7 protein-coding genes are annotated in these 13,428 nt (G+C 72.8%); 1 reads left to right on the top strand and 6 read right to left on the bottom strand.

What is annotated here, in order from left to right:
- Positions 1-82: 82 nt before the first annotated feature.
- Positions 83-1,000, top strand: coding sequence for a class A beta-lactamase (bla, locus tag ACLJPY_RS34065; RefSeq protein WP_410594908.1), 918 nt, complete (start codon positions 83-85; stop codon positions 998-1,000).
- On the opposite strand, the gene ACLJPY_RS34070 is transcribed toward bla, so the two are convergent.
- The 6 genes from ACLJPY_RS34070 to ACLJPY_RS34095 are packed head-to-tail and all read right to left on the bottom strand — an operon-like array spanning position 997 to position 13,423.
- Positions 997-1,611 carry an NAD(P)H-dependent oxidoreductase gene (locus ACLJPY_RS34070; protein ID WP_410594910.1) on the bottom strand — a complete coding sequence of 205 codons (615 nt, stop codon included), beginning with the start codon at positions 1,609-1,611 and terminating at the stop codon, positions 997-999. The genes bla and ACLJPY_RS34070 overlap by 4 nt on opposite strands.
- Positions 1,608-2,540, bottom strand: a complete 933-nt coding sequence (locus tag ACLJPY_RS34075) for a TauD/TfdA family dioxygenase (RefSeq protein WP_410594912.1) — start codon at positions 2,538-2,540, stop codon at positions 1,608-1,610. The genes ACLJPY_RS34070 and ACLJPY_RS34075 overlap by 4 nt, the downstream gene beginning before the upstream one ends.
- Complete coding sequence (locus tag ACLJPY_RS34080; protein WP_410594914.1) at positions 2,537-3,799, bottom strand: ATP-grasp domain-containing protein; 1,263 nt, start codon at positions 3,797-3,799, stop codon at positions 2,537-2,539. The genes ACLJPY_RS34075 and ACLJPY_RS34080 overlap by 4 nt, the downstream gene beginning before the upstream one ends.
- Positions 3,796-5,043: an ATP-grasp domain-containing protein gene (locus ACLJPY_RS34085; RefSeq protein WP_410594916.1), complete on the bottom strand. Its 1,248-nt coding sequence runs from the start codon at positions 5,041-5,043 to the stop codon at positions 3,796-3,798. The genes ACLJPY_RS34080 and ACLJPY_RS34085 overlap by 4 nt, the downstream gene beginning before the upstream one ends.
- Positions 5,040-10,439, bottom strand: a complete 5,400-nt coding sequence (locus ACLJPY_RS34090) for an amino acid adenylation domain-containing protein (RefSeq protein WP_410594918.1) — start codon at positions 10,437-10,439, stop codon at positions 5,040-5,042. The genes ACLJPY_RS34085 and ACLJPY_RS34090 overlap by 4 nt, the downstream gene beginning before the upstream one ends.
- Positions 10,436-13,423, bottom strand: a complete 2,988-nt coding sequence (locus ACLJPY_RS34095) for a non-ribosomal peptide synthetase (RefSeq protein WP_410594920.1) — start codon at positions 13,421-13,423, stop codon at positions 10,436-10,438. The genes ACLJPY_RS34090 and ACLJPY_RS34095 overlap by 4 nt, the downstream gene beginning before the upstream one ends.
- Positions 13,424-13,428: the final 5 nt, after the last annotated feature.

The following is a 13,428-nucleotide window of genomic DNA, read 5'->3' on the forward strand; positions in this document are numbered from 1 at the left end:
ATCGAACCGCACGTTTCCGTCTTGGACAGCATGACGACGACCGGTGACACTGCGGGAGATCACCACGGAAAGGAATGCTCCAGTGCCGTTCCCCCACGCCCGATGGGCCGCGCTCGCCGCGCTGGTCCTCGTGCCGCTGACCGCCTGCACAGCCGAACCGCCGAAACCACCGGAGACAAGGCAGACACCGGAGACACCACCGGCGGCAACGGCCGTCGCCCAGCCGGACTTCGCCCCGCTCGAGCACGACTTCGACGCCCGCCTCGGCGTCTACGCCCTCGATACCGGCTCCGGCCGCGAGATCGCCCACCGCGCCGACGAACGCTTCGGCTACGCCTCTACCCACAAGGCGTTCTCCGCCGCGGCCGTCCTCCAGCGCACCAGCCTCGACGGGCTCGCCAAGAACCTGACCTACACCCGCGCCGACCTGCAGCCGAACTCGCCTGTCACCGAACAGCACGTCGCCACCGGGCTGCCGCTGCGCGACGCGATCGACGCCGCGTTGCGCTACAGCGACAACACCGCCGCGAACCTGCTGTTCCGGGAGCTCGGCGGTCCCGCGGGACTGGCCGAGGCGCTGCGCCGGGTCGGCGACACGACCACCCACGTCGACCGGGTCGAACCCGGGCTCAACGACCTCGCACCCGGCGACGTCCGGGACACGAGCACGCCGCGCGCGATGGCCGCCACCCTGCGCGCGTTCACCCTCGGCACCGCGCTGCCGCCGGACAAGCGGGCCGTCCTCACCGATTTGATGCGCGCCAACACCACCGGCGCTGCCCTGATCCGGGCCGGGGCGCCGGCGGGCTGGGCCGTCGCCGACAAGACCGGCACCGGCAGCTACGCCACCCGCAACGACATCGCCGTCGTCTGGCCGCCCGGGCGCGCGCCGATCGTCGTGATCGTCATGTCCAGCCGTCCGGGCCAGGACGCCGAGCACGACGACCGGTTGATCGCGCAGGCGGCGAAGCTGGTCTTCGACGCCCTGACGAAGCGCTAACCGAAGAGCCGCTGCACCTCCGCGGAAACGTCGTCGAGCCAGGCGGCCCGCTGCGCCGCGTCGGCGTCGGCGACCACCCGCAGCACCAGCCGGCTGATCTCCGGTTCGCCGAGGTAGGGCGCGAGGCAGCGCCGCCAGATGGCGTCCAGGGGGTCGCCGAACAGCGTCCGCTCACGCTCCTGGGTCGTGTCGGACGTGTTCACCACCAGCAGCCGCCGCAGCGACAGCAGCGACTCCGGTGCGCCGCCGGCGTCGTCGAGGCGGTAGGCCACCCCGGGCACGAGGATCCGGTCGAGCCAGCCGCTGAGGATGGCGGGCGGCTTGCCCCACCAGTTCGGGTGAATCGCCACGAGCCCGCCGGCCTCGCGCAGTTCCGAGCGGTGCTGCCGCACCAGCGGATCCGGCTCGGCGGCGAGGAAGTCCTCCGCCCGGGTCCCGCTGGTGTACGCCTCTTCCGCGGTCAGCACCGGGTCGAAGCCCTCGGCGTACAGGTCGTGGAACCGCACCGGCACCCCGGCCCGGGCCAGCGTGCCGGTCACGCGGGAGGCGAGCGCGTGGTTGAAGCTGCCCGGTCGCGGGTGCGCGACCAGCACCACCACCGGCGCGGTCATCCCGTCATCGCCACCAGGATGCGCCGCTTGCCGGTGAACGGCTCGCGGCCGTGCGCCATCAGCAGGTTGTTGATCACCATGATGTCGCCAGTCTGCCACGGGAACGCGAAGCTGACTTCGTCGTAGACCTCACGGATCTTCTCGAGGTCCGCGGGCGGGATCGGGCTGCCGTCGGCGAAGTAGGCGTTACGCGGCAGGTCCTCCTCCGGGTACAGCTCCAGCAGCGCCTCGCTCACCTCCTCGCCGAGGCTGGAGACGTGGAAGAGGTTGGCCTGGTTGAACCACACGGTGTCCCCGGAGTGCGGTTCGACCACGAACGACGGCCGGACGTGCCGGGTGCGCAGCCCTTCTTCGGTCCATTGATGCGTCTGGCCGTGGCTCGCGCAGTAGTCCTCGACGGCCGCGCGGTCCTCGGTCTGGAACGCCTCCTGCCAGGTCAGCCCCAGCCCTTCGCGGAAGGCGCGCGTGTAGGTGACGCCGCCCGCGAACCGCTCGCGCAGGTCTTCGGGCAGCAGGCGGAACATCGCGCGGCTGTCCGCGATCGGCGTGGCGCCGCCGGTTTCGGCGGCGGTGTCGCACAGGAAGAACAGCCGCGCCGGCCAGCTCGCCGAGTACGAGTTCTCGTTGTGCATCGGGATCGACTCGGCCGGCGGGTACTCCGTCGACGTGTAGATGTTGCCCGCCACCGCCGACCGCGGCGTCGACCGCTCGGTGTAGGTGAGCAGCGCGCCGCCGATCGTCTCGGTGACGCGGTTGAACAGCTCGAGGTCGGCGGGCAGGCCGCGCAGCAGGACCGCGCCGTGCTCGCGCAGGTGGTTCTGCAGCCGCGGCAGGTGCGCCTCGACCGCGGCGAAGTCCGCCGCCGGGAAGACGGCGATTCTGGTGTGCTCGTTGCCCTGCAGTTCCAGGGCCGCCAGCTCGGCGGTCATACTTCCTCCAGTTCGAAACGGATCAGCTTGGTGGCCTCGGCGTGCAGCGCGGCCAGGTCGTCGACGTCGGCGAACCCGGCGACGAGGACGTTGACGGCGTAGATCTCCTGGTCGTCGGTGAGCACCTGGCCGGGGGAAACGATGGTGACGACGTCGAGCACCTCGGGCAGGTCCGCGACCTCGCCGGTCCCGTCGACACGCACCAGCCGTCCCGAGCCTTCGGCGTAGACGATCAGGTACCCGACCGGCACCGGCAGCCCGGTGCCCCGGGCGGGCGGCGGCGTGCCGAGGGCGAGCGAAACGGCTTCGGCGGTGACGTCGATGCCGGTGGCCAGCTTCAGCAGCGCGGGCTGGGCGCCCCCGGCGGGCCGTCCGGCGTTCACCTCGACGACCACCGGCCCGCGCTCGGCGTCGTCGATCACCTCGACGTGCGCCACGGTGTTGTCCAGGCCCAGCGCGAGCACGGCGTCGGCCGCGGCCGACCGGATCGCCGCCGCGCGCCCGCCGGACAGCCCGAACGGCGGGCACACCATGCCGAGCTCGAACTTCCGCTCGTCGATCAGCGGTTTGCCGACCACGGTGACGGTCTCCGCCGCCCCGCCGCGGACCAGCACGTCCACCGCGTACTCCGGCCCGTCGAGCAGCCCCTCGACGAGGAACACCCGCCGCGGGTCGAGGCCCCCGGCCAGCGGGCGGTGGTAGCGGGCGTCCGCGTTCTCCGGCAGCCGGGTGGCCAGCAGCTCGTGGGCCGCGACCATCTCGTCCACCGTGGACACCGTGCGGACCAGGGTGCTGGCGGCGCCGTTGACCGGCTTGACGATCGCGGGCAGCCCGACCCGCCCGGCGATCGCCGCCGCCTCGGCCGGGTCGGCGAACAACGCCGCCCGCGGCCCCGGCAGTCCGGCCTCCGCCAGCTTCTCGCGGACGGCGAACTTGTTGTGCGCCAGCGTGAACACCGACGCCGGGCAGCGGGCCACGCCGAGCAGTTCGGCCACCTGGATGGTCGTCGCGATGATCCCTTCCGCCGCGGTGAGCACCGCGTCGGGCTGCCGGGTCCGCAACGCGTCGGTGACGGCGAGAACGTCGCGGACGTCGTCGACGACGACGAACCCGTCCACGAGCGGAGCCAGCGCGGCCCGCTCGGCCTCGTCCAGGGGCTCGGTGACGAGCTCGGCCCGCCACCCCGACGCCCGGACGGCGGCGGCGAAGTCCCCGATCCAGTGCCCGCGCGTCTCGCGGACGATGAACGCGGTCTTCACGCGACCTCCAGCCGGATCAGCTTGCTCGCTTCGGCGTGCAGGGCCGCGAGGTCCTCGTGGTCGGCGAACCCGGCGACGACCAGGTTCACCGCGTACGTCTCCTGCTCGTCGGTGAGCACCTGACCGGGCGAGACCGTCGTGACGACGTCGACGACCTCCGGCAGCGCGGCGACCTCGTCGAGGCCGCCGATGCTCCGCAGGGTGCCCGAGCCGGCCGCGTAGAGGATCAGCATGGCCAGCGGAATCGGGAGTTTCGCCGGTTCCCGGGCGGGCGGCGGCGCCCCCAGCGCCAGGGCGGCCAGCTCGGCGAAGACGTCGATGCCGGTGCGCAGCTTGGCCAGCAGCGGCATGATCGAGCCCGCCGGCCGGCCCGCGTTGACCTCGACGATCGTCGGGCCGCGCCGCACGTCGTCGATCACCTCGACGTGCGCGACCGTGTTGTCCAGGCCCAAAGCGAGCACCGCGGAAGACGCCGCCGACGTGATTAGCGCGGCCCGCTCCGGCGAAAGACCCGCCGGCGGACAGGACAGGGCCAGCTCGAACTTGCGCTCGTCGATCAGCGGCTTGTCGAGGAGTTCGATCGGCTCGGCGACGCCGTCGCGGATGAGCACGTCCACCGCGTACTCGGGCCCGTCGAGGAACCCTTCGACGAGGAAGGTCGTGGCCGGGTCGAGTGCGCCCAGCGGGCGGTGGTACCGCGGGTCTGCCGACTCGGGCAGCCGCGCGGCCAGCAGCTCGTACGCCGCCGCCAGCTCGTCCACAGTGGACACTGTACGCACCAGGTTGCTCCCGGCCCCGTTGACCGGCTTGACGATCGCCGGCAGCCCGACCCGCGCGGCCACCTCCGCGGCTTCCGCCGCCGACGAGATCAACGCGAACGCCGTCCCGCCCAGTACCTCCCGGACCGCGAACTTGTTCGCGCACCGGACGAACACGGCGGCCGGGCACCGGGCGACGCCGAGCAGCTCGGCGACCCGGGCCGTGCTGGCGATGGCCCCGTCCGAACCGGTCAGCACGGCGGCAGGCGTCCCGTAGAGCGACCGGATCTTCGCCGCGACCGCCGCAGCGTCGTAAACGTCGTCGACCGCCACCACCTCGTCCACCAGCGCGGCCAGTGACGCCCGCTCGGGCGCGTCGACCGGTGGGGCCAGCAGCACCGCGCGGTGCCCGGCCGCGTGCACGGCGGCGGCGACCTCGCCGACCCAGTGCCCGCGGGCTTCCCTGATCAGGACCACGGTGTTCACGCGGCCTCCTTCCCGGCGAGCTTCCGCTCCCGTTCCTGCGCGCCGACGAGGTCGTCCGGCAGCGAGTCGGGGACCTCGGTGTCGAACCGGCGCAGCAGCCGCACGCTGAACCCGCCGGCGTTGATCAGCAGCAGGACCAGCGCGTAGACGACGTAGGCGAGCCCGACACCCCGGCCTTCGCCGGTGCCCAGCACGGTGCCGACCGACCCGGCGAGGGCGCCGCCGGGCGCGAGCAGCGGCGAGAACCAGCCGACGGCCAGCGGCGCCAGCACCGCGAACCCGATCGGCAGCGTCGACCACGTGATCGTCTGGTTGATCGCGAACACCCGGCCGTGGTAGCGCTGCGGCACCTTGACCTGCACGAGCGTCGCGTAGATGCCCTGGGACACGGCCATCGCGGCGGCCAGCAGGAACACCCCGGCCGCGACGACGACCAGCGACGGCCGCAGGCCCATCACCAGGCTGCCGAGCGCGATGCCGACGTTGCCCAACAGGACCCCGACCATGCGCCGCCGCCGCGGGCCGCCCCACAGCGCCATGCCGATGCCGCCGGCCACCGCGCCGATCGCTTCGGCGAGGGCGACCTGGGCGACATCGGTCACCGTGCCGAAGGACAGCACCAGCGGCGAGACGAGGACCAGCGCGGGCGCCAGGAACACGTTGGCCAGCGCGAAGTACAGCAGCATGGTGCGGAAGCCGCGGTGGTTCCACGAGTACTTCAGCCCGCCCGCGATCGCGGTCAGCAGCGGTTCGCGCGGGCGCCAGCCGAGCAGGTCGGGGAACCGGACGAACAGCAGGCTGACGATGGCGAAGACGTAGCTGGCCATGTCGAGGACCAGGATCCCGGACAGCTGGATGGCGGCGAGCAGGCCGGCGGCGATCACCGGCATGAGCAGCTGCGCGAAGCCGTTGGACAGCTGCGCCAGCCCCATCGCGTGGCCGAGGTACTGCTTCGGCACCAGCTGCGCCACCGACGACTGGTAGGCGATCCGCTGGATCGACCCGGCCACCGAACCGAGCGGGATCAGCACGTAGAGGAACCACAGCTGCAGGTTCCCGGCCGTCAGCAGCAACGCCAGCGCGAGCTGGATGACGCCGGCGATCGCGCTGGCCGCGATCATGATCCGGCGGCGGTCGCCGCGGTCGACCAGCGCGCCCGCCACGGGCAGGACCAGCACCCCGCACAGCAGCGCCAACGCCCAGAGCAGGCCGAGGTCGGTGACCGAGCCGGTCTTCGTGTAGAGCCAGATCGGCACCGCGAACGACGTCAGCGCGGACCCGGTCGAGGAGATCAGCTGGCCGACGGTGACGGTGACGAACCGGGCCATGCTCGGCCGCACCACCGGCTTTTCGTCCACTCTGGACGTGTGCGTGTCGTGCACCGCCCAGCCCGCGTCTGCACCGCGGGCCGAGATGTGCAGGTCGCCGGGCTCGTCGAGAGCCGGGTACACCCGGGTGAGGATTTCGGCGAGTTCCTCCGCGCGGTAGCGGAGGAAGAAGTGCCCGGCCTGGTCCAGGACGACCAGAGCGGTGCGGTCGGTGAGGAACTCCCATTCGCGGTAGCGCTCGGCGTAGTAGTCGGTGACCGGGTCCTCCGAGCCGACGACCGAGACGATCGGCGCGCGCAGCTTGGCCACGCGGGCGTCGAGCAGGCCGCTGAAGTACTCCTCGGCGGCGCGGCTGTCGGCGCGCATGTTGCTGATGATCCGGTCGGCCTGGGCCGGGTCGAGGTCGTCGGTGTCGACGCCCATGCCCTTGAGCCAGTTCGCGTAGTACCGGTTGCTGCGCAGTTTCTCCAGCCGCGTGCGCAGCGTGCCGACCGCGCCCTTGATCCGCGCGAACGGGAAGATCGCGCCGATGTGGACGACTTCGAGCTCCCGGCCGCGCTCTTCCAGGCGCCGGGCGACGCCGACGGCGAGCGCGTTGCCGACGCCGCAGTGACCGTAGATGGCGAGCGGTCCGTCGATGCGTTCGAAGACCTCGTCCGCCAGCCGCTCGACCAGTTCGTCGAACGGCACGGCCTCCTCCGACAGCCCGACGTCGTGGCCGGGGATCGCCACCGAGAACAGCGAGTACCCGCTCGGCAGGGCGTCGGCGAGGGGCTGGTAGACGATCGCGCTGCCGCCGCCGTACGGGAAGCAGACGTAGGTGAGCGTCGGCTTCGCGACCGGCTTGGTCAGCTCGTACAGCAGGTGCCCGGAGTCGTCGCGGTCGCCGTCCAGGAACACCGCCAGCTCGCGGATCGTGCGGTGCTGGAACAGGTCCATCACCCCGGCCTGGTGCCCGGCCTTCGCGATCCGCGCGACGACCTGGGTGGCGAGCATCGAGTGGCCGCCGAGGTCGAAGAAGTCGTCGTCGACGCCGAGTTCGTCGACCTTGAGCACGTCCCGCCAGATGTCGGCGAGCAGCAGCTCCAGCGCCGTGGTCGGCTCGACCAGGGCCGTGCTCGCGTCGCGGGCCGCGACCGGGGCGGGCAGCGCCTTGCGGTCGAGCTTGCCGTTCGGCGTCAGCGGCAGGGCGTCGAGGGTGACGAACGACGGCGGCACCATGTAGTCCGGCAGCGTCTCCTTCAACGCGGTCCGCAGCGCGCCCGCGTCCGCCTCGCCGACGACGTACCCGACCAGCCGCTTGTCGCCCGGCGTGTCCTCCCGGACGAGCACGACGGCGTCGGCCACCCCGGGCTGCTCCCGCAGCCGGGCCTCGATCTCGCCGAGCTCGATGCGCAGGCCGCGCAGCTTGACCTGGTGGTCGAGCCGGCCGAGGAAGGCGATCGTGCCGTCCGGGCGCCAGTGCGCGAGGTCGCCCGTGCGGTACATCCGGCCGCCGTGAAAAGGATCGGTGACGAACCGTTCGGCCGTCAGCTCGGGCCGGTTGTGGTAGCCGAGAGCGAGCCCGACACCGGCGATGTGCAGCTCGCCCGGGACACCGACCGGGCACGGGTTGCCGCGCCGGTCGAGGACGTGGATCCGGATGTTGCGGATCGGCGCCCCGATCGGCACGGCCGCCACCTCGGCGAGCGCCTCGGGCGTGCAGTGCCAGGCGGTGACGTCGATCGCGGCCTCGGTCGGGCCGTAGAGGTTGTGCAGTTCGCAGTGCGGCAGCCGCCGGACGAACTCCCGGGCGGTGTCCAGCGGCAGTTCCTCCCCGCTGCAGACGACCCGCCGCAGCGCCGTCACCGACTCGACGCCCGGCTCCGCCAGGAACAACGTCAGCATCGACGGCACGAAGTGCGCGGTCGTGATGCTCTCGCCGGCGAGCACTTCCCGCAGGTAGGCCGCGTCCTTGTGCCCGCCGGGCTCGGCCAGCACCAGCCGGGCGCCGGTCATCAGCGGCCAGAAGAACTCCCACACCGACACGTCGAAGCTCGCCGGGGTCTTCTGCAGCACCGCGTCCGAGCCGTCGAGGCCGTAGGCGCGCTGCATCCAGTCGAGCCGGTTGACGATGCCGCGGTGACCGTTCGGCACGCCCTTCGGCCGCCCGGTGGAACCCGAGGTGTAGATGACGTACGCCGGATCGTCCGCGCTCGCCAGGGGTGCCACGGGCGTGCCCGGTCCGGTCAGGTCGTCCAGGACGACCACGGTCGCGTCGCTCGCGGGCAGCGTGTCGCGCAGAGCGGCCTGCGTGAGCACGACGGGCGCGGCCGCGTCTTCGAGCATGAACGCGAGCCGGTCGGCCGGGTACTCCGGGTCGAGCGGCACGTAGGCGCCACCGGCCTTGAGCACGCCGAGCAGCGCGACGACCAGCTCGAACGACCGCTGCGCGAAGACGCCCACCAGGGTTCCCGGGCCGACGCCGAGTTCGCGCAGGCGGTGGGCGACGCGGTTGGCGCGCTCGTCCAGCTCGCGGTAGGTCAGCGACTCGCCGCGGAAGGTCAGCGCGGGCGCGTCCGGCGTGCGGGCGACCTGCGCTTCGACCAGCGAGTGCAGGGTGCCCGGCGGGATCTCGCCCGCGGTGTCGTTCCACCGGTGCACGACCAGCTCGCGCTGCTCACCGAGGATGTCCAGTTCGGACAGTGGCCGGGTGGGGTCGGCGACGATCGAGCGCAGCAGCGTGACCAGGCGCCCGGCCATGCCGGCGACGGTTTCGGCCCCGAAGAGCGCCGTGTTGTGGACGAACTTGCCGATGATCCCGGACTCGACTTCGATCGCGTGGAACTCGAAGTCGAACCGGGTGGCGGGCAGGTCCATCGGCAGCCAGCGGAAGTCCACTTCGGACGTTCCCGCCGCCCCCATCCGGCCCATCTCGTAGTTCTGCAGCACGAACATCGCCTGGAACACCGGCGAGCGGCTGACGTCCCGCGGCACGCCGAGCGCGTTCACCAGCCGCTCGAACGGGACGTCGGCGTGCTCGAACGCGTCGAGCACGTGCCGCCGGGTCCGGGCCAGCAGCTCGGCGAAGGGCGGATCGCCGTCGAGCTGCGCGCGCAGCGGCAGCATGTTGATGAACATGCCGACCACGCCTTCGAGCTCGGGCAGCCCGCGCCCGGCCGACGACGACCCGACCGCGAAGTCGTCCTGGCCGGAATACCGGGAGAGGAGGACCTGGTAGGCCGCAAGCAGCGTCATGAACAGCGTGACGCCGTGCTCGCGGCTCAAGGCACCCAGTGCGCGGGCGAGGTCCTGCTCGACGAAGAACTCGTGGATCGCGCCGTCGAACACCTGGGTCGCCGGCCGCGGGTGGTCCGTCGGCAGCTCCAGGGGTTCGACGCCGTCGAGCGCGGCCCGCCAGTGGTCGAGCTGCCGGTCGAGTTCGGCGCCGGTGAGCGTCCGGCGTTGCCAGTGTGCGAAGTCGCCGTAGCCGATGGACAGCGCGGGCAGCGCGGCCGCCGTGCCGTGGTAGTGCGCGGCGAGGTCGCGCAGGAGCAGGTCGACCGACCAGCCGTCGCCGACGATGTGGTGCGTGCACACGGCCAGGAGGTGCTCGTCGTCGGAGATGCGGGCCAGGGTGGCGCGCAGCAGCGGCCCGGTGGCCAGGTCGAACGGTTCGGCCGCGGCGGCGTCGACCGCCGCCCGGGCCGCGTCTTCGCTGCCCGCGTCCACGATAGACAACGGCACCGCGACGACCGGTTCGAGGTGGACGGACGGCTGCCCGTCCTCCCCCGCCGGGAACCGCATCCGCAGGGCCTCGTGCCGCGCCGGGAGGGCATCGAGCGCCGCCTGCAGCACGGCGGGGTCGAGGCGGCCGGTGAGCCGGATCGGCACCGGGATGTGGTAGGACGTCGTGCCGGGAGCGAACTGCTCCATGAACCAGACGCGTTCCTGCTGGTAGGACAGCGGGACGGGGTCGCCTTCCGGCCGCGGTGTGATGGTGGCGGCCGGTTCCACCCGCCGCCGGAGCCGCCGTTCCAGCAACGCGCGGCGCGCGGCCGCCCGGCCGGTTTCGTCGATCGTCGTCACGCCGGACCGCCTTCGGCCAGCTGGGCCCGGACCTCTTCGTCGCTGAGCTGGTCGAGGTCCGCTTCCAGGCGGCGCTCGACCTCGGCGGCCAGCTCGGCCACGGTGGTGAACGAGAACAGCCCGCGCACCGGCAGGTCGACGCCGACCTGCTTGCGGATCCGGACCATCGCCCGGATCGCCAGCAGCGAGTTGCCGCCGTGGGCGAAGAAGTCGTCGTGCACGCCGAGCTTCTCCACGCCCAGCAGCTCGCCGAGCACCTCGGCGACCAGCTCCTCGGCCGCGGTGCTCGGAGCCACGTACTCCGCCGCGCCGCCGAGCTGCGGGTCCGGCAGCGCGGCCCGGTCGAGCTTGCCGCTCGCCGCGACCGGCAGCGCGTCCAGGGTGACGAACACCGTCGGCACCAGGTACTCCGGCAGGGTCGCCCGCAGGGCGTCGGCCGCGCCGTCCGCCGTGCCGACGACGTACCCGACGAGCGTGCCTCCGCGGACCGCGACCGCCGCGTCCCGGACCTCCGGCAGCTGCTTCAGGGCGGCTTCGACCTCGCCCGGCTCGATCCGGAACCCGCGCAGCTTGACCTGGTCGTCGGTCCGGCCCAGGTACTCCAGGGTGCCGTCACGACGCCAGCGTGCGAGGTCGCCGGTGGCGTACACCCGCCCGAAGGGACCTTCGGGGAACCGCTGCGCGGTCAGCTCGGGCAGGCCGAGGTAGCCGTGGGCGAGCTGCGCGCCGGCGAGGTGGAGCTGCCCGGCCACGCCGGGCGGCACCGGCCGCAGCCGGTCGTCGAGGACGTAGGCGCGGGTACCGGGAATCGGGCGGCCGATCGGCACTGGCCCGGTGACGGGCCCGTCGAGCCGGTGGGCGACGCAGCCGACCGTCGCCTCGGTGGGGCCGTACTCGTTGGTGACGGCGATCCCGGCGAACGGCCGCACGGCTTCGCCCATCAGTGCTTCGCCGCCGACGACCAGGTCACCGGTGGGGTACGACTCCTCCGGCAGCACGGCGAGGTGGGTCGGAGTGGCCTTGACGAAGTCCGGGCGCCCCGAGTCCACAATGGACCCACCGGCGGTGAGCGGGCCGAGCAGGGTCGTCACGGTCAGGTCGAAGGACGCCGACGTGTGCAGCAGCGCGCGGCCGGCCAGGCTCGGGTACGCCTCGCGCGCCCAGCCCAGGTAGGTGGCGAGGGCCCGGTGCCCGACCTGGACGCCCTTCGGCCGCCCGGTCGAACCGGACGTGTAGATGACGTAGGCGAGGTCGTCCGGGCCCGGCGGCGCGGGGTTCTCCTCGGACGCCTCGGCCCAGACGGCCGGGTCGTCGAGCGCGAGCGTTTCTCCGTCGAGGGTGACACCTCCGGCGGTGAGCACGACCCGGGCCCCGGCGTCGGCCAGGATCAGGGCCTGCCGCTGGGCCGGGTTCGCCGGGTCCAGCGGGACGTAGGCCGCGCCGCTCTTCAGCGCACCGAGGATGCCCACGACCAGGTCCGCCGAGTTGGGCGCGCCGATCCCGACCACGCCCCCGCGGCCGAGGCGGTGGGCGACGCGGTTGGCCCGCGCGTTCAGCTCGGCGTAGGTGAGCCGGACTCCGCCGAGGTCGACGGCGACAGCGTCCGGCGTCGCCCGGACCTGCTCTTCGAAGCACGCGATGACCAGCGGCGCCTCCTGGGCGGCCGAGCCACTCCACTCGTCCAGGACCTGCACGCGCTCGGCGTCCGAGAGCAGCGGCAGGTCCGCCACCGTGACCGCCGGGTCCGCGACCGCGGCCGTCAGCAGCCGCAGGAACCGATCCACGATGGACTCCGCGGTGGCCCGGTCGAACAGGTCGGTGCGGTAGAGCAGCCGGCCGCCGGTCGCGGTCAGGTCGATGGCGACGTCGTCCTTGGCCGTCGCGTAGCGGACCGGCTCGATGCCGGAGTCGGGGATGAAGTTGAACCCGAGCTGGTAGACCGCCTGCACCGCCGGATCACGCTCGGGGCGGACCTCGTCGGCGACCAGCTGGAACGGCACCCGGCCGTGCTCGATGGCGTCCAGCACCGCGGTCCGGACCCGGCCGACCAGCTCGGCGAACGACAGGTCGCCGTCGCAGTCCACCCGGATGGCGAGCTGGTTGACGAACATGCCGATCAGCGGCGCCAGCTCCGGCAGGTCCCGGCCCGCGACCGGAACGCCGACGACGACGTCGGCCGAACCGGACAGCCGCGCCAGCAACGCCGTGTAGGCGGCGAGCAGCACCATGAACGGCGACGCCGACGCGCCCCGGCCGACCTCGCCGACCCGGTCGAGCAGGCCGTCGGGCAGCACGAAGTCCACCTGGTCGCCGCCGAACCCGAACTCCGCGGGCCGCGGCCGGTCGGTGGGCAGGCCGTGCACGGGCGGCAGCCCGGCGAGCCGGTCACGCCAGTAGTCCAGCTGTGACCGGACTTCCGGAAGCCGGCCGCGTTGCCAGGCGGAGTAGTCGGGGTACTGGATGGCCAGCTCGGGCAGCTTCGGCAGCCGGCCTTCGGCGGCCGCGTTGCACGCTTCGTCGAGCTCCTTCGCCAGCACGACCGCCGAGCCGGCGTCGAATACCGTGTGGTGTACGACGAAGGTGAGCAGCCACTCGGTGTCGGCCAGCCGGCACAGCTGCGCGCGCCACGGCGGGGCGGTGTCCAGCGGGATCGGGCGGCGGGCGATCGCTTCCGACAGCTCGGTCGCGCGCGCCTCCTTCTCCGGGTGCGCACGCAGGTCGTGCACCTCGAAGCCGATCGGGACGTCCCGGTGCACCACCTGGACGAGCTCGCCGCCGTCCATCCGGAACGTCGTCCGCAGGGCTTCGTGGCGCCCGACGACCACGCCGAGCGCGGCCCGCCACTGCCCTTCGGTGAGCGGGAGGTCCTGCCGCACCTGGCACGGGAGGTTGTACACCGGGGACGCCGGGTCGAGCTGGTTGGACAGCCAGATCCGCTCCTGCCCGAACGAGGCCGGGAACGTCCATTCCTTCGTGTCGGTCATGTCTC

The organism is Amycolatopsis sp. lyj-23, from assembly GCF_046549135.1.
Classification (GTDB): Bacteria; Actinomycetota; Actinomycetes; order Mycobacteriales; family Pseudonocardiaceae; genus Amycolatopsis.